The 22,190-nt window shown below is 43.9% G+C and carries 21 protein-coding genes and 1 CRISPR repeat array (1 of these 22 running past the window's edge); of the genes, 16 read left to right on the top strand and 5 right to left on the bottom strand.

What is annotated here, in order from left to right; genetic code table 11:
- Positions 1 to 47 precede the first annotated feature (47 nt).
- From rbsD to rbsB, 4 genes are all read left to right on the top strand, one after another.
- The gene (rbsD, locus tag V5G21_RS06345) at positions 48 to 437 is read left to right on the top strand and encodes a D-ribose pyranase (RefSeq protein WP_011248385.1); all 390 of its coding nucleotides are present in this window, start codon (positions 48 to 50) and stop codon (positions 435 to 437) included.
- A gap of 15 nt (positions 438 to 452) precedes the next feature.
- Entirely contained in the window at positions 453 to 1,952 is a 1,500-nt protein-coding gene (locus V5G21_RS06340; protein ID WP_095326490.1) for a sugar ABC transporter ATP-binding protein, read from the top strand.
- A complete protein-coding gene (locus tag V5G21_RS06335; protein ID WP_372513872.1) occupies positions 1,918 to 2,883 on the top strand; it encodes an ABC transporter permease subunit in 966 nt (321 codons plus the stop codon). The genes V5G21_RS06340 and V5G21_RS06335 overlap by 35 nt, the downstream gene beginning before the upstream one ends.
- Positions 2,884 to 2,975: 92 nt before the next feature.
- Positions 2,976 to 3,914: a ribose ABC transporter substrate-binding protein RbsB gene (rbsB, locus tag V5G21_RS06330; protein WP_011248382.1), complete on the top strand. Its 939-nt coding sequence runs from the start codon at positions 2,976 to 2,978 to the stop codon at positions 3,912 to 3,914.
- 166 nt (positions 3,915 to 4,080) lie between these two features.
- On the opposite strand, the gene V5G21_RS06325 is transcribed toward rbsB, so the two are convergent.
- Positions 4,081 to 4,536, bottom strand: coding sequence for a hypothetical protein (locus V5G21_RS06325; protein WP_338465387.1), 456 nt, complete (start codon positions 4,534 to 4,536; stop codon positions 4,081 to 4,083).
- A 382-nt stretch (positions 4,537 to 4,918) separates the two neighbouring features.
- A complete protein-coding gene (locus V5G21_RS06320) occupies positions 4,919 to 5,317 on the bottom strand; it encodes a GyrI-like domain-containing protein (protein WP_338465386.1) in 399 nt (132 codons plus the stop codon).
- A 379-nt stretch (positions 5,318 to 5,696) separates the two neighbouring features.
- Between V5G21_RS06320 and V5G21_RS06315 the strand changes: the two genes are divergently transcribed.
- The 5 genes from V5G21_RS06315 to V5G21_RS06295 all read left to right on the top strand — a co-directional run bounded on the left by V5G21_RS06315 (position 5,697) and on the right by V5G21_RS06295 (position 10,208).
- The gene (locus V5G21_RS06315) at positions 5,697 to 6,533 is read left to right on the top strand and encodes an SDR family NAD(P)-dependent oxidoreductase (protein ID WP_338465385.1); all 837 of its coding nucleotides are present in this window, start codon (positions 5,697 to 5,699) and stop codon (positions 6,531 to 6,533) included.
- Positions 6,534 to 6,587: 54 nt separating this feature from the next.
- Entirely contained in the window at positions 6,588 to 6,959 is a 372-nt protein-coding gene (locus V5G21_RS06310) for a MerR family transcriptional regulator (protein WP_338465384.1), read from the top strand.
- 430 nt (positions 6,960 to 7,389) lie between these two features.
- On the top strand, positions 7,390 to 8,127 hold the full coding sequence (locus V5G21_RS06305) for a hypothetical protein (RefSeq protein WP_338465382.1): 738 nt from the start codon (positions 7,390 to 7,392) through the stop codon (positions 8,125 to 8,127).
- 15 nt (positions 8,128 to 8,142) lie between these two features.
- Complete coding sequence (locus V5G21_RS06300) at positions 8,143 to 9,864, top strand: DUF6792 domain-containing protein (protein WP_338465380.1); 1,722 nt, start codon at positions 8,143 to 8,145, stop codon at positions 9,862 to 9,864.
- 14 nt (positions 9,865 to 9,878) lie between these two features.
- A complete protein-coding gene (locus V5G21_RS06295) occupies positions 9,879 to 10,208 on the top strand; it encodes a hypothetical protein (RefSeq protein WP_338465378.1) in 330 nt (109 codons plus the stop codon).
- Between the two features lie 203 nt (positions 10,209 to 10,411).
- On the opposite strand, the gene V5G21_RS06290 is transcribed toward V5G21_RS06295, so the two are convergent.
- Both V5G21_RS06290 and V5G21_RS06285 read right to left on the bottom strand, forming a co-directional pair.
- Entirely contained in the window at positions 10,412 to 11,368 is a 957-nt protein-coding gene (locus tag V5G21_RS06290) for an aminoglycoside phosphotransferase family protein (RefSeq protein ID WP_095326484.1), read from the bottom strand.
- An 84-nt stretch (positions 11,369 to 11,452) separates the two neighbouring features.
- On the bottom strand, positions 11,453 to 11,950 hold the full coding sequence (locus V5G21_RS06285; protein WP_269029471.1) for a L,D-transpeptidase family protein: 498 nt from the start codon (positions 11,948 to 11,950) through the stop codon (positions 11,453 to 11,455).
- A gap of 164 nt (positions 11,951 to 12,114) precedes the next feature.
- On the opposite strand from V5G21_RS06285, the gene V5G21_RS06280 reads away from it, so the two are divergent.
- The 4 genes from V5G21_RS06280 to V5G21_RS06265 all read left to right on the top strand — a co-directional run bounded on the left by V5G21_RS06280 (position 12,115) and on the right by V5G21_RS06265 (position 17,550).
- Entirely contained in the window at positions 12,115 to 13,311 is a 1,197-nt protein-coding gene (locus V5G21_RS06280) for an erythromycin esterase family protein (protein ID WP_338465377.1), read from the top strand.
- A gap of 264 nt (positions 13,312 to 13,575) precedes the next feature.
- Complete coding sequence (locus V5G21_RS06275) at positions 13,576 to 15,330, top strand: methyl-accepting chemotaxis protein (RefSeq protein WP_338465376.1); 1,755 nt, start codon at positions 13,576 to 13,578, stop codon at positions 15,328 to 15,330.
- The gene (locus V5G21_RS06270; protein ID WP_338465375.1) at positions 15,327 to 16,073 is read left to right on the top strand and encodes a 3-oxoacyl-ACP reductase family protein; all 747 of its coding nucleotides are present in this window, start codon (positions 15,327 to 15,329) and stop codon (positions 16,071 to 16,073) included. The genes V5G21_RS06275 and V5G21_RS06270 overlap by 4 nt, the downstream gene beginning before the upstream one ends.
- Before the next feature lie 16 nt (positions 16,074 to 16,089).
- Entirely contained in the window at positions 16,090 to 17,550 is a 1,461-nt protein-coding gene (locus V5G21_RS06265; protein ID WP_035203373.1) for a sodium:solute symporter family protein, read from the top strand.
- A 96-nt stretch (positions 17,551 to 17,646) separates the two neighbouring features.
- Here V5G21_RS06265 and V5G21_RS06260 read toward each other — a convergent pair whose 3' ends face one another.
- Positions 17,647 to 18,636 carry a dimethylarginine dimethylaminohydrolase family protein gene (locus V5G21_RS06260; protein ID WP_041824123.1) on the bottom strand — a complete coding sequence of 330 codons (990 nt, stop codon included), beginning with the start codon at positions 18,634 to 18,636 and terminating at the stop codon, positions 17,647 to 17,649.
- Between the two features lie 165 nt (positions 18,637 to 18,801).
- Between V5G21_RS06260 and V5G21_RS06255 the strand changes: the two genes are divergently transcribed.
- The 3 genes from V5G21_RS06255 (at position 18,802) to V5G21_RS06245 (ending at position 21,477) form a co-directional block, all read left to right on the top strand.
- The gene (locus tag V5G21_RS06255; protein WP_035203700.1) at positions 18,802 to 19,692 is read left to right on the top strand and encodes a helix-turn-helix transcriptional regulator; all 891 of its coding nucleotides are present in this window, start codon (positions 18,802 to 18,804) and stop codon (positions 19,690 to 19,692) included.
- Positions 19,693 to 19,963: 271 nt separating this feature from the next.
- Entirely contained in the window at positions 19,964 to 20,821 is an 858-nt protein-coding gene (locus V5G21_RS06250; protein ID WP_035203367.1) for an ABC transporter ATP-binding protein, read from the top strand.
- The gene (locus V5G21_RS06245) at positions 20,818 to 21,477 is read left to right on the top strand and encodes an ABC-2 transporter permease (protein ID WP_035203364.1); all 660 of its coding nucleotides are present in this window, start codon (positions 20,818 to 20,820) and stop codon (positions 21,475 to 21,477) included. Before V5G21_RS06250 ends, V5G21_RS06245 begins: the two co-directional genes overlap by 4 nt.
- A 187-nt stretch (positions 21,478 to 21,664) precedes the next feature.
- A CRISPR array of direct repeats spans positions 21,665 to 22,190; the repeat unit is 32 nt; unit sequence GTCGCACTCTTTGTGAGTGCGTGGATTGAAAT; it runs 170 nt beyond the window's last position.

Here is a 22,190-nt window from a genome sequence, read left to right as displayed (position 1 = left end):
CTTTTTGCAGGAAGGATCAACCTATCAAGCATTCAGGAGGATCAACCATGAAGAAATTAGGCATCTTAAATCGTGATATTGCCCGGGTGCTTGCGTCGCTAGGGCATACAGACCAAATCGTCATAGCAGATTGCGGATTACCAATACCGTCTAACGTTGAATGCATCGATCTTTCCATTAGGTTAGGTGTACCAAATTTTGTTGATGTTCTAACAGAAGTATTGGCCGATATGGAAGTGGAGTTAATGATGGCGGCAACAGAAGTTAGAACAGAAAGCCCGTCCATTCATCAGGAACTGGAAAACAGGCAAATTTCGATTCGTTATTTGCCTCATGATGAATTGAAAGCGGAAACAAGTAAAGCGAAAGCAATCATCCGTACAGGCGAATGTGCACCATACGCCAATGTCATCTTACGCGCAGGGGTTATTTTCTAAAGAAGAGGTGTGGCTATGATTGTTGAAATGAGCCAGATAAGCAAGTCATTTAGTGGAAACCACGTGTTGAAAAATGTGTCTTTCACGCTTGAAAAAGGAGAAATTCACGCGTTAATGGGCGAAAATGGTGCTGGTAAGTCTACCCTTATGAAAATTTTAACGGGCATTTATCCAAGGGATGAAGGGGTTGTCCGTGTGAAAGGGAAGGAGGTTGCCTACACGCACCCAAAAGATGCGGAAAAAGACGGAATTGCTGTCATTCATCAAGAACTCAATATTTTGCCAGAGCTGTCAGTTGCAGAGAATTTGTTTCTTGGCAATGAGTACACCGTTGGAAAAACGGGTTGGCTTAAAACGAAAAAGATGAACGAATATGCTGAACAACAGCTGGCCGAGCTTGGTCTTAAAGTAAAAGCTTCGGACCGGGCAGGTGCTTTATCAGTCGGGAAGCAGCAATTGATTGAAATTGCCAAAGCCCTTATGACAAATGCAGACATTATTATTATGGACGAGCCAACAGCAGCGCTAACAGACCGGGAGATTGATACATTGTTTACTGTTATTCGTGGCTTGCAGGAGAAAGGCGTGACTTTCGTTTATATATCCCATCGAATGGAAGAAATCTTCTCCTTGTGTCAACGTATTACAGTCCTTCGTGATGGAAACTATGTGAGCACGAAAGTCATTGCCGAGACGAGTTTTGATGAGATCGTCAAATTAATGGTCGGTCGAGAGCTTGGAGGTCGCTACCCTGATCATGATTTAGAACCAGGTGCGGTAAAACTCGCCGTAAAAAATGTGAGTAGAAAAAATGAATTTGAAAGCGTTACCTTTGAGGTGCGGGAAGGTGAAATCTTTGGTATTGCTGGTTTGATGGGGGCGGGGCGCTCAGAAGTGGTGGAAAGCATTTTTGGCTATCGGCATTTGCATAGTGGCACGATTGAAATCGATCAAAAGCCAGTTGTATTTAAACGACCGGTTGATGCAATTGAGAATGGCATTGCCTTTGTGCCAGAAGACCGAAAAACAAAAGGACTTATCGTTAATTTTTCAGTTCGGGACAATCTCTCCATAACGAACTTAGCAACCGTTTCTTCGGGAAGCATGATGTCTTTTACAAAAGAACAGGCTCTTTATCAAGAACTTGTAAAGAAGTTAGGTGTTCGTACCTCCGGCCCCCACCAAAAAGCGAAATCACTGAGTGGAGGAAACCAGCAAAAAGTGGTTATCGCTAAATGGCTTGGTATGAAGCCGAAAGTGCTCATTTTGGATGAACCAACTCGGGGCGTTGATGTAGGTGCGAAAAAAGAGATCTATACAATTATGAATGAACTGGCCAAGCAAGGTGTGGCAATTATAATGGTTTCTTCAGAACTGCCGGAAATTATCGGCATGAGCACACGCGTTGCCGTGATGTTTGAAGGCAAATTAATGAAAGTACTTGACCGCAATGAGTTATCAGAAGAAACGATTATGCACTATGCGACGGGAGGAGACAAACATGTTCACCAATAAACGAGTCAAGGCATTAACAGCGACGCTTGGTCCATTTATCGGCCTTTTCCTTATCATATTAATTATTAGCATTCTAAACCCAGGATTCTTATCAGCGCCGAATCTCCTCAATGTCCTTCGGCAAGTATCCATTAATGCGCTCATTGCATTTGGAATGACGTTTGTCATTTTGACAGGTGGGATTGATTTATCAGTTGGTGCAATTCTTGCTTTTTCTGGAGCGGTCACTGCAACCTTACTTTCGTCAGGGATGGACCCGATCTTAGCGATCTTAATTGGATTGCTTGTTGGAGCAGCACTTGGTGCAATAAATGGCATAATCATTGCAAAAGGAAAAGTAGCACCATTTATTGCGACACTGGCGACGATGACGATTTACCGAGGCGCGACCTTAATGTTTACAGATGGCAGGCCTGTATCAAACTTAGGTGATTCTACATTGTTCCAAATGCTTGGAGGCGGCTACTTTTTTGGAATTCCAATGCCGGCGATTACGATGATGATTAGCTTTGTTATCTTGTACTTGATTTTAAAGAAAACCACATTTGGCCGTCGCGTATATGCAGTTGGTGGCAATGAGGAAGCATCGATTCTATCAGGCATCAAAGTCGACCGAATTAAGATTTACGTATACTCTCTGACTGGATTTTTGGCAGCCGTTGCTGGTGTGATTTTAACGTCGAGGCTAAATTCAGCTCAACCAACGGCTGGCACGATGTACGAACTTGACGCGATTGCTGCGGTTGTGCTCGGGGGAACGAGTTTAACAGGTGGAAAAGGGTGGATTGTCGGAACGCTTATTGGTGCCTTAATCATAGGAGTGTTGAATAATGGGTTGAATTTGCTTGGTGTCAGCTCTTTTTTCCAGCAAATGGTTAAAGGAAGTGTCATTTTACTTGCAGTCTTGCTTGATCGCAGAAAAACAGCTTAAGGAGTTCTGGTATTAGGATGGCTCTTAACCTATCAATATCAGTTGGTGTTTATGTCAGGAGATAGCTTAACTTTATAGAGGGAGGATTTACAATGGAAAAACGACAATTATCGGTTGCAATGATCGGAATCGCTGCACTAATGGCGGCTTGTTCAATGGAATCTCCAGTTTCTGAGGAATCAGAGCCAGTAGACGGTTCCGATGGTGGTGCAAATGATGGTGAATTTACAGTGGGCTTTTCCATTTCAACAATGAACAACCCGTTTTTTGTCACTTTAGAAGAAGGGGCAAAAGCGAAAGCAACTGAACTTGGGTTGGAAATGATTTCAGTCGATGCGCAAGATGACAATGCCAAACAAATCAATGATGTGGAAGATTTAATCCAGCGGGGAGTAGATTTAATTCTTGTGAACCCAACAGATTCTTCTGCAGTGGCAGCAGCTATTGAGGCAGCGAATGCAGCGGACATCCCTGTGATTACTGTTGACCGTGCAGCTGACAGCGGTGAAGTTGTCACGCATATTGCATCCGATAACATCGCCGGTGGTGAAATGGCTGGTGAATTGTTGCTTGAGCTTGTTGGCGAAGGGGCGACTGTCGCTGAACTTGAGGGCATCCCCGGCTCATCGGCGGCACGTGAACGGGGAGAAGGATTTAACAACGTCGCAGATGGGAATTTACATGTAGCTGCAAAACAAACGGCTAATTTTGATAGAGCAGAAGGTTTGGCAGTGATGGAAAACATCTTGCAAAGCAATCCCGACATTGCTGGTGTGTTTGCCCATAATGACGAGATGGCGCTCGGTGCACTCGAAGCTGTATCCGCTATTGGTCGTGACGATATTGTGGTTGTTGGATTTGACGCCACAGATGACGCTGTAAACTCTGTTGAAAGCGGAGGTTTGGCAGGAACCGTTGCTCAACAACCAACGCTAATTGGAGAAGAAGCGTTGGAGGCTGCATTCTCTGTTCTGAGCGGAGAAGAGATTGATGACTTTATTCCTGTCGAACTTAAATTGGTTCAACAGTAGAAGGAGAAAGGCTCGGTGCGTACGTGCCGAGCTGGTTGATCGCTTGGAACGGCTTAAATAATGGTAGAGGTATTCCACTAAAATACCTTGATTTATTAAAAAGAGATAAAAAGAATTGCAGGCGAATAGAAGCAGATGCACAAAGCATCTGCTTCTATTAATCTCATTACGCATCCAACCTCTCTAGAATGTTCACCACGTTCATGCGGTTGTGGTAGCCAAGGAGGTTGCCTGTTTGCCTGCTTGATTCAGCCCGATCCCGAAACACTTCAATCCAATCGCGGCGTTCGTTTTCTTGATAAGGGAATGGTTGTGAAATGCCTTGGTGTTCTCTAAGGTCGGACAGGGCTTTATCGTAATTAAATGTCAGGGTAGCGAGATCTTGGTGGCTAATCTCTCCTGCCTGATACAACGCAGATGCTAATTCGTTTAACTCGGCAAATGTGGCGTTGCGGATATGATATTTTCCAGTAAGCTCTTTTAAATCAGGACCACTCTTTTGTTGAGGTACTGAAGTGGCTTGCGTTTCTGGCATTGGTCTCGTTGCTTTATAAGAAACCTCGTTTTTATTTGCTGCAGAAGCTCTAGTTAGAACGGAATGTGTGGCATTTGTAATGTGCATCGTCTTCCCTCGCTTTTATTGAATGTAGATAGAAGCTGACAGTGGCCGGGGCGCTTTTTTTGAGATGTGCATTCTTTATATCGGTTACATAAAAAGGGAATTAAACCTTATTATTGTTGGCATCCGACATATTCACAAACACTTTACGTTTCCTTCACCTTTCCTTTATGTGCAGTGCTTATGCTTAAGATAAGCATTAAGAGAGGGGACGATGTAAATGGCGGTTTTTCTCATTGCCATGGTCGCATATCTGGTCGTAGCCGTGTCGCTGTTAAGGCTTCCTCCCAAAAGCCTTTCCTAAATAGAGTGATGGTAAAATGGAAACTACATAACGTTTTGTATCGTCCTGAAATCTGCGGTTTGTTGCGTAACAAATCCCCCTTTAATGTTCAATGGCTATGTAAATCTCAATGTCTCCATTTGGATAATACTTTTCAAAATCGTATGTGTATGCCCTCGTTAATGTACGTGAATCCTCGCTTTCCCAAATCTTTTTCCACGTGTGAACCACACCTTGTTCATCGGTTGTGTCGACAGGGACAATTTCATAGTTTCCGTTCTTTGGTATTTTCAATGAAGGATGGCCTTGGCTATCTTCTATAGCAATGCTTAATGTATAATCCCCCTTATAGTCACTCTCATAATTATGATACACACCATAAATTATCTGATTCTGGTTTAAATGACTTGAAGCTTCCTTCCACAATCCTGCAATCTTTTCCATCAACCGATCGTCATTAAAATTATTGGTCCGCACACTGCTTATGATTGTTAGTTCCATTAGCTTTCTCCCTTCTGACGAAATGTGTCTAAAATCTTCATTCTATTAAACACGTCAATTTCCTTTTTGTTAATCTACCGATTCGTAACATGTTTAAATCGTAATTCATTAAAATTTATAATTAGAGCAGTTGAGAGCATTCATTAAGTGAAGCCATCACACATTTTTGCTTCCCGTCTTCCACGATTTTACACGAGTTTTTCGGTTGGTGTGGTTAACGGCAAAGTGCGGCATGTACGCAAACTACTAGACAGAGAAAAAAACCAACTTATCTAATGAATGAAAGAAGTTGGGTTTTTCCGTGATTTTTCTTGACTTGGTGTTCACTCCAAGTAGTATTCTGTATTTACTATTTTGAAACACAGAAAGGAAGGGTTAAATGAAGGAACATAACAAAGTAGTATTGATCACTGGAGCTAACTCTGGGATTGGATTGGAACTGACGAAAAATCTGCTATTACGAGGCTGGGAAGTGGCTGCTTTAATCCGCTCTGATTTTTCAAATGAACAACCAATCATCATTGATGCTCTTAAAAAGAACCATTTAAGAGTATATAAAGCGGATTTAGCTGATTTCTCAAGCCTTAGAAATGCACTTGACCAGATTAAAAAAAGCGAGGCTAAAATTGACTTGCTTTTCAACAATGCTGGAGTCTCTTTTGCTGAATACAAATATTCCAAGCAGGGGCGTGAACTCCATTTCGAGGTTAATACATTAGTGCCTTTCATCATTACAATGGAACTTAGAGAACTGTTACTAAAAGGGCAGGATAAAACGATAATCAACACATCTTCCAATTCTTTGTTATTTTTAAAGCAATTTGACTTAAATACAATAATCAATCCTAAAACTCCTTTTAAAAAGTTGATAGGTCCTTATGCCAACAGTAAATTGGCCCTATCCTTGTGGACGAATGGAATTGCACCAGAGCTATCGAGTGAGGGAATAAAAATTCGCAGTGTCTGCCCAGGACCAAATAAGACGAGGTTAACTAAAGGAAAGGGAATGCCAAGCTATATCCTTCTCATAAGGAATCTTATGTTTACTCCCCCAAGTAAAGGGGCTTCCCGCTTATACGATGCTGCTTTCAACAACGAGATTACCGGGATTTTTATAAACAAGGGCAAAGAAACTGCTATCAAACTCTCGGGGCATGAGGAAGAAGTACTTAATCGACTGTATGATATTTACAAAAATGAGTTTCTCGTTTTATAAGCTGCATAGTGTGTGGAATTTTAATGAAATGAAAATCAGACAGAGGGTGATGATTTGGGCACGTATTCTATTAAGCAAATTTCCGAGAAAACTGGATTAACGGAAGATGCAATCCGCTATTATGAAAAGATTGGCTTGCTTCCCTATGCAAAAAGAAAACAAAATGGACATCGAATTTACGGTGATGAAGATAAAGAGTTAATGGAATTGATTATTTGTCTAAAAAAAACAGGAATGTCATTAAATGAGATGAAAAAAATTATAAAATTGCCTATTAAGGAAAACATCAATGTTATTCCCGAATTAAAAAGAACTCTTTTAGATTATAAAGAAAAGATTATGACTCAAATACAGGATTTGCAACGTATTGTGGCGTTTATTGATAATAAGCTGGAAAGCGATTCAACTTTATTTCGGTCTAAATAGAGACAACAACGATTGTTCGCAGTTGTTTAAAATAAAGTTGATCAAAATGGCCTTATAAAGACTGATTTAACAAAGAGAAGAGAGCCTACATTTGAAAAATGTTGATCAAAGCAGGCTTTCTTGTATTTGTTTTATATAGCAATATGCCCAGGGGGAGAAGAATGACCCCTCAGCCTTGAAGGGGAAGCATGCTATTTGTTTAATTGACTCATAGGGAAGGGGTTTTGAAGCAGAGAAGCCTCGGTAAGGAATAGTTAAGTAGAGTCACTTGTCGTCCGTAGGTCTTTAGTAGCGCAACAAAAACCGACATAGAGCCTCTTGCAGGAAACAGGGCACACTTATATCCTAACAATAAGAAATATAAAAATAGACAAATAATTAGTGTTTATACATAAGCAAAACCCTGATTCGACAGAAAGGGGAAACGACAGTGAAAAAGTGGCTTACCATAAGTACACTGTGCGCAGTGTTTCTAATTGGAGGGTGCAATACAGCCAATGACCAACAAGAGCCAGAAGAAGAAGTGAATGGAGAAGAGACAGAGGAAAATCCCAGTACTGAACAAACGCCAGAAGATGATGACGCTGAACAGGAAGGGGAGAACGAAGGAGTGGAGAATAACGAAGATTTTCTAGCGGTTGAAGATGAATTTACAAAAGAGTTTTTAGTGTCTACTGATGTCGAGCCGGGTTTTCACCAAATGAGAGGAAAACTTGATGGCTTTGAGATGCTGATTCCGGAAAATGGGATTATTTCCGATCTGCTTCATGATATTGAAAACGATGATGCTGAAACGGTCATTTATACGTTTAATAATTATCGTGAAAAAAAACTATACGATGTTCAAGTTATGTACCAAAGCCATTACCCTGAAGAATTAAAACAAAGTTATTTAAATGTATTTAAACGTGCAAATAATTTCGAAGGAGAATATAAGTATGTGGAAGCAAATGGTTTAGAAATGTATTACGGGAGCTTGGAAGATAAGGATGAGTACGGCCCGTACGTGCAATATTTTAGTTACCTTTTTGCCAAGGATAGGAACCAGGCGATTTCATACTCGTATACGGCGATGTGCCAGGGAGAAGAAGAATGCACTCTTAGTTTTGAAGAGGATATCGCGATGGCGGAGAAGCTAATGCATTCCATTCGTTTGTTAGATCAATAGGAAAGGAGATTTGGGATGAGCAGTGTTTTCGATAATGAGATGGTGCAAATGAGAATTACCAATCTTGAGTATCAATTCCCGAAGATGACCGATGAGGCGATCATTGAAGCAGTTGGACGGATTTACCTGGAGGAAATGGGGGAGCCGCTTGAGGCGAAGATTCACATTGAACGAATGGAGAATTATTCTTTTACCGCAGATGCGAAAGGAACGGCAATTGTCTTGGCTGACAAAGAAGATCCTGATGATGTGAATGAAGTGGTATTTATCTCCCGAGGAAGTGTGTCACCTGAAGATTGGATCGACAATTTGTTTGGTGTTGGTGTCGGCACCGGAGGCGCTCAATATGCAGAAAACACGGAAGCTTTTCTTGAGGAAGTAGGCGAAAAAAATAACATTGATGAAGAGGTCCCCATTTATGCTCTTGCCCATTCCAAAGGCCACAACACCGTATCTGCAATTCAACTTAATAAATCGTACTTCTCAGAAGTGCACACGTTTAATGGCGCACAGGCTAATGCTGTCCAACAAATACGTTATGACAGAGACTTTAGAAGAGCGGTAGAAAGGGAATTTAACCTCTCACGATTAAATACTGAATCTGTCCACTCCATCCCCGCCGCAGAACTCGAAGCGTTTGCCCAGGAATATTACATAGACAAAGGGGCGAATATCCATCAAACCCGCTCCAAGAGTGATTTTTTGTATGCGCTTGATTCCTTTCCAGGGATGTTTGTTGTGGGCAATGTGGCAACGTACCGTACGGACCATGAGAACAAAGGATTCGTCGAAGCTGTGGAAGCGATTCCTCAAGAAGAGTTGCAGGCGTTGCTTCATTTTCTAGCCCCGTATGGCAATGTTTATGGGGAGGAAGGGGTTGCCGGTGTTATGGAAGAGGCGTTTGGTGATGCATTGGCTTATTACAAAGACCACCCAAACGCTGAGCCGCTTGATATTGGGGCGATGAAAACGACAGTTGCTGTACTCGTCGATGAGTTGGGGGAAGCGGGGTATTTGTCTGAGGAAGATGCCCGGCAGCTGAAATGGCATTTGCAAATGGTGCTGACGGAAGTAGGGGCGATCTATGAGCGGATTCATGAAGGAGAAGGACTGTCAATTGGCAGGATGATAGAAGATGGCCTGTTTGCTGGGTTATTGTATAAGTTGTCGATGGAGGATCGGATCGCAACGATCAATAAACTGTTTGACGGAATCGCGAAAGCGGCGGAAGAGCATCATAGCCTTGAAGCACTCATGAATGAAATCGCTGAAGGCAAGTCTTATCAAAATGGCGATTTGTATTTGGAAGGTTCTGCTGGTGGGGACGAAATTAAGCTGAATTTGAGCAAAACGTTAGACGCGTATGAAGCTGTAAAAAAGGTTCTTGATCAACAAGATACACTGCTGGAGCGCTATTTGGCAGTGGTTGAGCATGAGTACATGGACTTTTACAATCATAAGAAGAAACAACTGGCTGCCAAAATGAGCGTTATGGAGAGCAACTACCGGGCTTACCAGCATTTGTTGCCTAGTTCTTATGGCGGGCTCATCACCAATTTGCGTTTTCGTGAATCGTTTTTGCCGCTTGAAGGCGCGCCACTTGAAGGCGTTGCTTGGTTGGTCAAGCAAAACCGGGAGTCAATCGGAGAGAAAGCGGAGGCGATGCGCCAAGCAGTAGAAGAGATGTTTGATGTCGAACACAATGTGGCCGGCATGTTTGCTTATTTATCAGGATAAGGGAAGTGGGATTGATGAATACATTTGGTTTTAGTGGAACATATACGCTTGAACAGGCACGAACACACGACGAGAAACGAAACCTCGTGGTGGAATTGTTGCAAACGAAAATGGACATGCTTGGTGAATTGAAGCAGGAAGTGAAAGGCATTCTGGACTCGACCAAAGGGGAAATCATCTTGGCGTCGATTGAAGCGTTGGAGTCTGAGGCGGTAAAAGGACAGGAACGGCTGCAAACGGCGGTTGATGAATTGATTCGCTTTCATTGGAAGTTTGAAGACGTAATCGATCATGCGAAAACGCAGCCGTTTACGATGACGTATGCAGAAGTTCCTAAGGATTAGCGATTGGCTTTAAATAGCTGTTGGCTTGTTGGGACATCTAGTTTAAGTGCCATTCTTCTATAAAGTTAGCCGCTTTCGTCTTTGAAGACGCATAAAGGAGAAGCGTTTTGCCATTTCCTCGGCACGTCTATTCCTATAGGCTCATCGTTTGTCCGAGTCCACTGCTCCAAAGACAAAAAGCCTACCTAACAAGGTGCAGTCTATCACAGGCAGGCCTTGGCCACAGCTTCTAATTCTTTTTCTAACCCCTCCAATATAGCAGCCCGCTCTGTTGGCTTTTGTTCGTCAAACAGCAGTTGTTCAAGAAATTCCCAAATATCTTCGAGCTTCCGTCTGCCTTGATAAAAGGCCAAGCATTCTTGGTCAATGACATAGTCGGGATGGCGCTTGCGATAGTGATCCATAAACGCATTGTTGTAACATTCATCGACGACAAACATCATGTCCGCTTCTACTGGCGCGAGCTTCAGCCCTTCCCAGTCAATTAAAACCAGTTCTCCTTGTGACGTCATCAAGTTCCAATGATGCAAGTCGGTGTGGCATAATGCATAGCGGAGCGGCCGCTGTTTAAGTGTGTTAGCCCGTTTTTCGGTCGACTCAATCAATGACAGAAGTGGTTGTGAAAAAGGCGCAATGATTGTTTGAATGTCATCAGGCAACATCGCAAGCTGCTCTGTCAGCAGTTTGTATAAGGAGACGGCAAAAGGCAATGAGAAGTCTTCCTTTATCTGTGCAGTCGCAATAGGCGCTGTTTCCTCTCCGATGGCATGGAGTGCGGCGATGATTGTAGCCAATTGCTCCACTTGGTCGTTTGTTAGTTGTTGGGTACCGATTGTTTCGCCTTCGATGTGCTCGTAAAGTAGAAAAATGCCTTTGCCGTTTTCGCATTTGCATTGGCCATTTTTGGTAAGGATCGGCACTGGCACTTTGCCGTTTAAATCGTTTTGCTCGTTGAGCCAAATGAGGGCGGGCACGTATTCATCAATGAGTGCTGTCCATTTTGGCGTGGATGTTCTGCTCTTTTCGTACATTTTTAAGAAATAAGTATGTTTCTTTGTTTCGACTCGATACGCAAGTGCTGCCCAGCCGCCCTTTTGCGGAGAAATCGTTTGTGCCTGTAATTGGTACTGTTCCTGCAATAGTTGTTTTAAGCTGTCCATTGGGTACTCCTTGCACGATTTGACTTTCTTTGTTCATCATAAAAGGAAGTGGCTCGTTGTAGCAAGGCCGGCGGTGCTGAATGCCTATGGTTCAATTCGCACTCTCGTTCCGATCGGGACAGTGGCGGCGAGTTCTTCGACATCTTCATTGTGCATGCGAATGCAGCCATGGGAGACAGACTTGCCGATTGAAGAAGGATCATTTGTGCCATGGATGCCATAATGCAGTTTGGAAAGCGACATCCACATTGTTCCAAATGGACCTCCTGGGTTGGGCGCTTTGTTGACGATGACAAAATTTCCGGTTGGTGTTTGCGTCAGCATTTTTCCGACCGCAATGGGATAGATTTTTACGACAGAGCCATTGTGGAGCAAAGTCAACTGATGCTGGGAAAGGGAGACATGAATTTCATACGGGATCGTGTTTGGATTCGGAAGGCCAGGGATGACAATCGATTGGCCAATGAATAGTTGATTCGGGTTGATCGTTGGATTGGCTTGAATAAGATGGGACAAAGAAATTCGATAGTCAGCGGCAATGGACGATAACGTTTCGCCTTGCTGGACGCTATGAAAATACATTGCTTATCCTCCAATCAGTTTTATGTTGCTTCTCTATGAGTCTACGCATTCGATCCTGTCCTCTTGCATGCCCTTGTTTGGTTATGGAAAGGCTCACGTTGTTCGCTCGTAATGGAAGGCAGAAATCATTAGAACGGCTGTACACTGTTCGAAAGGAAAAGATGATGGTTAACAAATTTGCAGATAAACGCACGGAATGGAAAGAACAAATCAATGAGCAACTCATCCCTTTGGATGAAGGGGAGTGGAAGCAGTTAGATCGGTTTTTAGAAGGGAAGCAGATCGTATTACTCGGTGAAAATTCACATTGGGTGAGCGAATATTATACAAATAAAATAAAGCTCGTTCAATATTTACATGAGAAGCATGGCTTTCGTGTGCTCGTGCTTGAAAGTGGTCTTGTCGAAGCGAGCACAACTGAATTTTTTGGAAATCGAAACCTTGAATCCGCGATGAAAAACGGATTATTGGGTATTTACCATAATGAGGAAATGACTACGCTTTTTACGAATGAGGGCTTAAAGGATTTGACGATTGCGGGAATGGATGTACAGCCGATTAGCAACGACTGTTCGCAGCGTATCCTCTCGTGTGTGGAAAAAGAAATAGGCGGCCATGTGGCCAATAAACTAAAAGACGTCGAAGCGACGTTCTTTGAATTAGAACCACAAATAAGAAATGAGGTCAAGTTGGCGAAAGACACGAAGAAGCAGCTGAAACAATTGGCCGAGGGGTACGAAGAGGTGATCTCGTTAATGGAGAAAGAGATGCAAGCAGGAGTGTACTCTAAAAGGCTGCAATTGATTTATAGGGGGATCGTGAACCGAAAGCAGTGGTTGCTCGTTAACTTAAAAGGACGTTTTCGTTCGGGAAGCTTGAGAGACGTGTTTATGTATGAAAACCTCGAGTGGTTGTTTGACTACTATAAAGGCGAGAAAATCATTGTTTGGTCACACAACTATCATATTCGCAAAAACCGATCTCTTTTATTAAAAGGATTAGGAATCAAGACGGTAGGGCATTTGCTTGCAAAACAATACGCTCATTCTTTGCTTTCGGTCGGCTTTTATGCGGGCAGCGGTACGTGTTTGTCCCCTTACAAGCAACCATACGACATTTCCGTCAAAAATCAATACCATCTTGAAAAACTGCTAATGGAATTTAATCGCGACGTGCTGTTTTTGCCAGTGAATGTTGATGCAATCGGCCAAAAACGTCCTTGGTCCAAACAAAACTGGTGGCTGCTTGAAATGAAATGGCTAGGAATGGCCCCGCTCGTTATCAAGCCATACAAGTTTTATGATGCGATTTTTTTTGTTAAGCGTGTAAAACCACCAAGATATTGGGAGGATCAGGACTAAAGCTTGCTTCCATCTGTTAAAGAGCTGTTTTTCTTTCGCCAGCGTTGATAGAACGCTGGTTTTTATTTTGCTGTGGTTGCTCGTTTTTGTGCATGTTCTTGTTTCATTATCGTGTGAAAACGAGCGATGGAAGCAATTTTGACGTAGTACTAAATTCTTAAGTCATTCGATTCATTTCTGCCTTTTCTTGTCCGATAAGAAAAGAGAACTAGCCATGTATGGCGTGTAGCTAGCCAATTTTAACAACTTAGGAGGGAACAGGAAATGGAGAGGATTTCTCAACTGTCTTTACGGCACAAATTAGCGATTCCGATTGTCGCTTTAGTCATAATTTGTTTTGTGATTCTGACATGGATGAGCCAAAGTACGTTAAGCGATCAGTTGCACCGCGACTTGGAGCGTGAATTGAGAAGCGTTGGCCTGTTAACAGCATCTTCGCTTGATCCAAGTGATGTAGAGGCGGTTATGGGCGTTACCGATGAGACGGATGAAGCATTTGTCCACTTGCAAAACCAGCTAGAGACGATTATGGAAAAGCAAGGCATTATGTACTGGAGTTACATTTGGCAAATGGAGGGGGACAGCGTTATCCCACTCGGCTTTACGAAAAATTTAGAGGACGTTTATAACGTTGGCGAATCGTTCGATAACTTGGCATCGATTCATATTGAAGGCGGGCATCAAGCGATTGAATCAGGGGAACCTGTCGTCACCGATGTCTTTGAAGATGACTTCGGTACGTGGAGCACTGTCTTTAGCCCAATTGAAAACGAACATGGCGAAACAGTTGCTGTCATTGGCATCGACTACTCAGCTGAGTACATTGACAGCATTCTCGGCGAGCTACAACTTAGCCAATGGTTGACAGCCATTATGGGAACGCTCATCGTTGCCTGTCTCGTTTATTTTGTCGTGAATGGCCTCTTAAAACCATTAAAACAAGTCGTTCAAGTGACAAATAAAGTGGCTGATGGAGACTTGGCTGTTCCATCTTTAGAGGTACGCAGCAAAGACGAAGTGGGGCAAATGGCTACGGCGTTAAACCAAATGGTGCAAAGTTTGCGTGCCCTGATCCAGAATATGGCTTATGCGTCTGAACAAGTAGCAGCGTCATCGCAACAAGTGGCAGCGGCCTCGAACCAAACAGAGCAAGCTGCAAATGAAGTGGTCGCAGTAATGGGCGACATGGCGGAAGGGGCACGGGTTTCCCAGCAAGCAGCAGAAGATACGGCTAAGGCTACGGAAGAAAACGCCCAAGGGATTCAGCGTATCGCTCAATCGTCAGCAGTCGTTGCCGAGTCTGCCCAAAAGACAGCGGCAGAAGCGAGCCAAGGCAATGACATTATCCAAAATGTCGTAAAACAAATGCAGTCTGTCAGCTCGTCGGTCAATCAAGCAGGAAAAGAAGTGCAAGAACTTGGCGAACGGTCTAGTGAAATCGGAAAAATTGTTGAGCTTATTACGAACATCGCCAACCAAACGAATTTGCTTGCACTGAATGCGTCGATTGAAGCAGCGAGAGCAGGAGAGAATGGCCGTGGCTTTGCAGTCGTGGCAGGAGAAGTCGGCAAATTGGCTGAACAATCCGCAGCCTCTGCTAAACAAATTACTGATATTATCGCTGAAATCCAAACGGTCACTGAGCGTTCCGTTGAATCGATGGCTACGGGGACAAAAGATGCGGAAGAAGGGCTTGCCAGCGTTAATGAAGCAGGAGAGGTATTCCAACGGATTTTAGGAGCTGCCCAACAAGTCGCGGCCCAAGTAGAGGAAGTGTCTTCTGTATCTGAACAATTATCGGCTAATTCGGAGGAAGTGGCCGCCTCTGTCCAAGAATTAACCGGATTTGCAGAGGAAACGACCAACCGAACAGACAATGTTACGACCGTTTCTAAGGAACAGCTCGCTGCGATGAAGGAAATCGCCGCAAGTTCTGATTCACTGACACAAATGGCGGAACAACTGCAAGAATCGATGAATCAATTTAAGCTTGAGCAGCAAAAGGACGTGTTGGAATGAACGCCCTAAAAGGCAAAACAGCCGTTGTTACAGGAGCGAGCAAAGGCATTGGCCGGGCTGTGGCGTTGGAGCTGGCTAAAGCTGGTGCGGACGTGCTCGTTAATTTTATTGGCAATCCGGAGGAAGCAGAAAAAGTGTGCGCGATCGCCGCTTCCTATGGCGTACGTGCGATGAAGTGGCACGCAGACGTCAGTGATCCCCAGCAAGTGAGGGATATGTATGCCCTCGTTGATCGGGAATTTGGCAAAATCGACATCCTTGTCAACAATGCAGGAATTGCAGAAGAGGCGCCTATCATAGATATGACGGATGAAGGCTGGGACCGAATGATCCGCGTCCATCTGTATGGGACCTTTCACAATTGCCGCGAAGCCGCAAAACGGATGACGGAAGCGAAAGCTGGAAAGATCATTAACATTTCCTCTGATCTGGGGCATCTAGGTTGTGAAAAGTTCTCCCATTATTCAGCGGCAAAGGGAGCCATCAACGCATTTACAAAATCATTAGCACGTGAATTGGCTCCTCATGTGTTAGTCAATGCTGTGGCCCCTGGCGGCACATGGACCGATATTCTTGCTTCGTTTGGCGACGATTATGCAGAAGAGGAAGCGCAAACATACCCATTAAAACGGCTTGCGAAACCAGAGGAAATTGCCAAAAGTGTGCTGTTTTTAGCTTCTGATGACGCCAATTTTTACACGGGGCAAATACTTGGGCCAAACGGTGGGGCTGTCATGCCATGATAGGAGAGGACACGCAATGGAAGGAATAATCATTTTTCTCATTTACTTAGTTTTTATTTACTATATGGGCTATAAAGGTTACCAACGTGTGAAAACAGCAGAGGATTTAATCGTCGCTGGCTGGAGTATGCCCCTTTATGTCGTAACCGGCAGCTTAGTCGCGGCTTTGCTCGCTGCCCCATTCTTTTTTGCCGCAGTCGGCTCTGGCTACACAAGCGGCGGCTTCGAGGGAACCGCGACAATGGCTGGTTTAGGGACATGCATGATTCTTGGGGCCCTTATTTGGACGAGACCGCTCAGGCGCTTGCGCGGTTGGACGATTGCAGACTATTATGGTTTGCGGTTTGCCAGCAAAAAACTTGGTGCTTATACAGGCTCCGTTATGGCCGTTGCATTTGGCTTTTTTAATGCAGGCGCACTGACCGTTGGCGGAACATATGTCATTCAAACGATTTTTGCGATCGATTTTATTCCGGCCGCTTGTCTGTTTGTGTTGTTAACCGTTGTTTATTCAGCAATTGGCGGTCTATGGGCCGTTGCTTATACGGAAATTGTGCAAGGGGTTGTCGCCTTAATCGGCATTTTAGGAATTGCAGGCGTGGTCCTGTTTACGCACGGCGATTTAACCTTTCAGCCAGACTGGTGGAATGTAAGCAATTTGTTTGAAAAAGGCGGCGTTGAATTTTGGGCGCTCTATTTGGTGCTCGCCCTCGGAGACATTCCCGCTGCGGACCTTGGCCAACGTGTTGCCGGCGCCAAGAGCCCACGTGTTGCGTACTTGAGCATGATTATTGCTGGAGTGATTGTCATTAGCATCAGTTGGATACCAGGCATGTTAGGCGAAGCCTTTAAAACGATCTTTCCAAACAGCGACAATCCAGAAATGCTCATGATTATGTTCGCTGATGGCTATTTCCCGCCAATCATTTCAGCGATCTTTCTTACATCGTTGGCGGCGATGGGCATGTCAACGCTGGCTGCTTGTTATGTGGCATCGGCTGGTATTTGGACGAAGAACATTTATCTTGATTTAATCAACGACCAGCCTGATCCGAAAAAGTTGCTGCTCTTTTCTCGCATTGCCATTTGTGTGAGTGCGGCGCTGGGGCTTCTACTCGCATTAGGTTTCCAAAAAGTCATTGATCTCGCCTATTTAGCTTGGGATGTCGTGTTTGTGACATTGTTTTGGCCAATTGTCCTTGCGCCATTTTGGGGGCGTGTTAGCACAAAAGCGGTTTGGGCCAGTGTGACGCTTGGGCTCCTTTCTTACGGGGTGACGACGTTTACCGGCGTTCCCGGTCCTGAAGTAGCCTCAACAGGTATTATCGGTCTGTTAGTGGAACTGTGGCATTTGCCCGTCTTTTTCGGTGTTGTCATCTCAGGCTTGACGATCGTTATCACAAGTTTGGTTTCCCCAGCAACACCTGAAGTGCGGAACATGCATGAACTTGAAAAGATACCGACGGCAGATGAATAGCGGTAATCGCGCCCTACACACTGTCATCAATAGAAGGCTTGTTGCTTTTTTGGCAACAAGCTTATTTTTTCCTATTTAGGTTGTCTCTCCACTCTGCTATTGCCCTCTGACTAAAGGCAGCGCTGCACAATGGATGCCGCCGCCAATTTTGCGGATTTCCGTCGTGTCAATCGTCTTTGTGCGAATGCCTGCCTGTTGTAGTTGTTTAATCGTACCTGGATATTCAGAAGCAATCAAGACATGGCCAGGTGCTAAGGTGAGGCAGTTGGCGGCACGGTCTGGATCATTGGGGTCTGTATAAATCAGGCGATAGCCCCGTGATCGTAGCTCTTTCAAAAACCAATAAGGAAGCCGCTTTGGCTCGACTAGAGCGGTTTTTGTGTCGACAAGCATAAACAGCTCATCTAAGTGGATGCGGTCAGCAGGCAAGTCGACGACGATCAACTCCATTTCTTGCCATGCTAAAATGGTACGGAGCTGGTCAATGCCTGCTTGGTTCACGCGGACCGAGCGGCCAACGACAGCAGATCGTTCATCTAGCATGGTAAAGCTGCCGCCTTCGATAAATCCGTTGCCTTGAATCGTGGCCAAGACTGGCATGCCCAATTTGGCAAAAGTACGGTAAGCCGCTTGTTCTTCGCCTTGACGGATGCCTAAAGCGAGCCTTGGCAAGATGACGCCACCAGGAACAACAAGGCCTAAATCATGAACATAGATTGACTTCGGGTGATTTGGTGAAACAAAATCCAAGTCTATAACTTCTGCACCGCTATCTAGCAAAGCTTGCCGCAACTGATCATGTTGGCGATGCAATAACGCCACATCAATCGGATCTGTTCCAGTCAAATCGTTGCCGATGACACCTTGATTGTCTTGTAAAATTTGGTCGTCTATATACGTTTCATAGCTTTTGTTGTCTAGTTGTCGCAATTCATTACCGGGACGGTGAATCAGCACTTTTTGAATGGGGCCAACTGGAGAGAAGGCTCCCCATAGGCCGCCCCACACCGCTTGTTGTGCGTCTATGTCGTAAAAGGAATCGACAACCAATCGTTGTCCAGGCAAATGGTTTGAAGGCAATGGCAAGTAACATCTCTCCTTAATGTTTAAGCTTCTTTTCCTAGTGTCGACAAACGAGAATGCAGTAATACGTAAAATAAACGGAAGAGACATGGCCCAAGCTTGCGCAATTTGGATCAAAAAAAAGAAAAGACGGTTTGCTATGATAAAAGGGCGAGAGGGGGGAGGACGATCGATTACAACAAAAGCATCCAAACGAGCATTGCCTACATTGAGAGCCATTTACAGGACCCCATTTCGGTTGCGGATGTGGCAAAAAAGGCGGGCTATTCGCCGTATCATTTCCACCGTGTTTTTTTACAGGAAGTTGGGCTGAGCTTGTCTGAATATATAAAACGACGCCGCCTTTGTTTTGCAGCGAAAACATTATTGCATACAGACACACCTGTTATTGAAGTGGCATTTTCCTGTGGCTTCGAAAGCCAAGAAGCGTTTACACGCGCGTTTAAACGGCTATATGGCTTGCCACCTGCCCGTTATCGCACTCGATTTCAACCACATCAATTCATTCAGGCAAATGGAGGGAACATGATGGATTTGCAAACATCTCCGATAAAACACTGGTTTTTAAGCGGCAGTCAGCCTGCCGAATACGAGTATGGATTGGACACCGAAACCGTTCACCAAGGCAGCGTATCGGCTTATTTGAAATCGTACGCCCTTCAAGAAGAGGACGATTTTGCAACGCTGATGCAGCAATTCAATGCCAAGAACTATGTAGGCAAACGTGTCCGTTTTTCCGGTTTCGTCAAAACCAAAAATGTCACCAATTATTGTGGCTTATGGATGCGAGTCGATAACAATATGAACGATGCGCTCCAATTCGACAACATGTCAAACCGCAAGATTGTAGGAACGACCAACTGGAACCGCTATGCGATTGTGTTAGATGTCCCTGAAAACAGTGCCGTTATTTCCTTTGGCCTTTTGTTGTCAGGCAAAGGGCAAGCATGGCTCGATAGCTGCTCCTTTGAAGTCGTTGACAAAAAGGTGCCGTCGACAAACATAGAGATGAATTTTACGATGTATGATGAACCATTAAATTTGTCTTTTCAAGAGTAAGGAGTAGTAAAAAAGGAGCCTTTGCACACCGCAAAGGCTCCTTTTTTGTGTGTGGAAAAATGGGCATTGACAAAATCGTTATTTTTGTATATATATGATATATACAATATGAACAAAGTATACATTGAGATGTCGGTTACTTCAATGTATCAACGGGTAAAAAAACGGCGGGCGTTGGCACAAGTGCTTATCGGTTGGCAAACGCAAACTCAAGCTAATCGATTTGCACAGCGGATTGACTATCATCTTACAATCAAGAAGGAGAATGGATATGTCGTTTATTTTAGAAGTAGACAATTTGAGAAAACAATATTCCGATTCGGCTTTTGCCTTAAAGGGTGTGTCTTTTTCGATACCGTACGGCTCGATTGTTGGATTTATCGGAGAAAACGGGGCAGGGAAGTCGACTACAATGGGGTCTATTTTAGGAACACTCCAGAAAGACAGTGGCACCATTCACATTTTTGGAGAAGAGATGGCACCAGACAAACTACATCTAAAAGAAAATATCGGCGTTGTGTTTGATGACATCAAACTGCCTGGGGACTTAAACATTGTGAAACTAGGAAATGTCTTTCAGCGGATTTACAAGCAATGGAATCAAAAAACGTTTGACCACTATGTTGATTTCTTTTCCTTGCCAAGAAACAAGAAAATTAGAGGGTTTTCACGGGGAATGTCGATGAAACTCTCCGCTGCCGTTGCCTTGTCCCACGATGCCAAATTGTTAATATTGGATGAAGCGACAGCAGGCCTTGACCCGACGGGAAGGGATGAACTGTTAGATGTATTAAAAGGATTTGTTCAAGACGGAAAGCGGGGGATTTTGTTGTCGTCCCATATTACGAGCGACATTGAAAAAATCGCCGACTCTCTCGTTTTCATTAAGAACGGAAAAATTTTGTTAAACGTTAAAAAAGCCGAATTGCGGGAGAAATACGCGATTTTGCAATGCAGGCAAAATGAGTTTGATCTTATTCAGCAAAAGTTGATTCTCACATATAAAAAAAATGAAGACACCGTCGATGTGCTTGTGTCTGATCGGGAACAAGTGCCTTCTTCGATCACGAAAAAAGACTTTACTATTGATGATATGACGCTTTTGTTAATGAGGGGTGAAACAGCATGAAAGGCCTAGTCTTAAATCAATACTACTCTGTAGGAAAAAGCTTCTGGAATTATATCGCGTTAAGTGTGGTCATCACCGCGATTTTGCTGTTTACTCAAAATGAGATGCTGATGCAGTTTGCAGCATGGTTGCCGCTCTTTTTTATGGTTACGCCAGCCCTAGAAGTTTTAAAGCATGAGTCGATGTCAGGCTGGAGTAAATTTGTGCTTACGCTGCCTTTAAAAAGGAGGGAAGTCGTACAAAGCCACTATCTTTTTTACTCAATGATGATTGTCATTGGCATAGTCATAACGGTTGCTCTATTTATGGTTGCCGATTCCTTGATTGGCCAAGTCATGACCGATTCCGCGGTGAATAAGATAATGAATGGTGTCGGCATCGTTCTTATTTCAGGCTTGCTTAACTATCCATTGACGTACCTGCTAGGGACTGAAAAATCGGATGGCATCCTTGTTTTTAGCATCATGGCTGCAGTCGGGTTGTTTTTACTAAGTTCTTGGCTATTTGAAATTTTTCTAGGCGCTGTTTCCTTTGATGCACTACAAGGGATGAATCTAGACAAGCTGTTCTCTGGAAGTTTTTTAGCGGTCACGTTTGTGCTATTCATGGCCTCCTACGTAATTGCACTGCAAGTGTATAAAAGGAAAGAATTCTAAGCGAGTAGGTGCGAACCCCAAGCGCACATGAAATCCCAGGGAGGTTCGCACCAAAATGCACTTTTAATATGTAATAATGTGTGTAAAAATGAATTAATGTGAGTGGGACCACATGGTAAAATAGGAGAGAAAAACGAAATTCACGCTTTTTTGGATGTTTCATTCCATAAATTCGTTGAAATTCGCTGTCGCACTCTTTGTGAGTGCGTGGATTGAAATATTTGCGCGAATTGCCATCATGAGAATAAAACGGTCGCACTCTTTGTGAGTGCGTGGATTGAAATCTTGTAGCTCTCCCAAGTGGATTGCATCGACTCCGTCGCACTCTTTGTGAGTGCGTGGATTGAAATCGTTACTCTCAGCAAATCAAAACAATAGAGAAGCAGTCGCACTCTTTGTGAGTGCGTGGATTGAAATTTAAAATGTGGCGTCCTAGCGGCGCCTTATACACGTCGCACTCTTTGTGAGTGCGTGGATTGAAATGCTAGTTTAGCTCGCTCAGACAGAGATAGAAATACGGTCGCACTCTTTGTGAGTGCGTGGATTGAAATGAATGCTGAAAAGTAGTAATTCCAAGCGGGTAATCGTCGCACTCTTTGTGAGTGCGTGGGTTGAAATGGCTTTACGTGGTGGATATGGACGCCTATTCCGGTCGCACTCTTTGTGAGTGCGTGGATTGAAATTAGTTATGAAGGCTTGGTTTTACCAAAATA

Source organism: Shouchella rhizosphaerae, assembly GCF_036700015.1.
GTDB lineage: Bacteria > Bacillota > Bacilli > Bacillales > Bacillaceae_D > Shouchella > Shouchella rhizosphaerae.
This window is presented reverse-complemented; position numbering and strand designations above follow the sequence as displayed.

What these genes read in the sequence shown, in the direction of transcription:
- rbsD (WP_011248385.1), top strand. Translation starts at nt 48, where the DNA reads ATGAAGAAATTAGGCATCTTAAATCGTGATATTGCCCGGGTGCTTGCG.
- V5G21_RS06340 (WP_095326490.1), top strand. Translation starts at nt 453, where the DNA reads ATGATTGTTGAAATGAGCCAGATAAGCAAGTCATTTAGTGGAAACCAC.
- V5G21_RS06335 (WP_372513872.1), top strand. Translation starts at nt 1,918, where the DNA reads ATGCGACGGGAGGAGACAAACATGTTCACCAATAAACGAGTCAAGGCA.
- rbsB (WP_011248382.1), top strand. Translation starts at nt 2,976, where the DNA reads ATGGAAAAACGACAATTATCGGTTGCAATGATCGGAATCGCTGCACTA.
- V5G21_RS06325 (WP_338465387.1), bottom strand. Translation starts at nt 4,536, where the DNA reads ATGCACATTACAAATGCCACACATTCCGTTCTAACTAGAGCTTCTGCA.
- V5G21_RS06320 (WP_338465386.1), bottom strand. Translation starts at nt 5,317, where the DNA reads ATGGAACTAACAATCATAAGCAGTGTGCGGACCAATAATTTTAATGAC.
- V5G21_RS06315 (WP_338465385.1), top strand. Translation starts at nt 5,697, where the DNA reads ATGAAGGAACATAACAAAGTAGTATTGATCACTGGAGCTAACTCTGGG.
- V5G21_RS06300 (WP_338465380.1), top strand. Translation starts at nt 8,143, where the DNA reads ATGAGCAGTGTTTTCGATAATGAGATGGTGCAAATGAGAATTACCAAT.
- V5G21_RS06295 (WP_338465378.1), top strand. Translation starts at nt 9,879, where the DNA reads ATGAATACATTTGGTTTTAGTGGAACATATACGCTTGAACAGGCACGA.
- V5G21_RS06290 (WP_095326484.1), bottom strand. Translation starts at nt 11,368, where the DNA reads ATGGACAGCTTAAAACAACTATTGCAGGAACAGTACCAATTACAGGCA.
- V5G21_RS06285 (WP_269029471.1), bottom strand. Translation starts at nt 11,950, where the DNA reads ATGTATTTTCATAGCGTCCAGCAAGGCGAAACGTTATCGTCCATTGCC.
- V5G21_RS06280 (WP_338465377.1), top strand. Translation starts at nt 12,115, where the DNA reads ATGGTTAACAAATTTGCAGATAAACGCACGGAATGGAAAGAACAAATC.
- V5G21_RS06275 (WP_338465376.1), top strand. Translation starts at nt 13,576, where the DNA reads ATGGAGAGGATTTCTCAACTGTCTTTACGGCACAAATTAGCGATTCCG.
- V5G21_RS06270 (WP_338465375.1), top strand. Translation starts at nt 15,327, where the DNA reads ATGAACGCCCTAAAAGGCAAAACAGCCGTTGTTACAGGAGCGAGCAAA.
- V5G21_RS06265 (WP_035203373.1), top strand. Translation starts at nt 16,090, where the DNA reads ATGGAAGGAATAATCATTTTTCTCATTTACTTAGTTTTTATTTACTAT.
- V5G21_RS06250 (WP_035203367.1), top strand. Translation starts at nt 19,964, where the DNA reads ATGTCGTTTATTTTAGAAGTAGACAATTTGAGAAAACAATATTCCGAT.
- V5G21_RS06245 (WP_035203364.1), top strand. Translation starts at nt 20,818, where the DNA reads ATGAAAGGCCTAGTCTTAAATCAATACTACTCTGTAGGAAAAAGCTTC.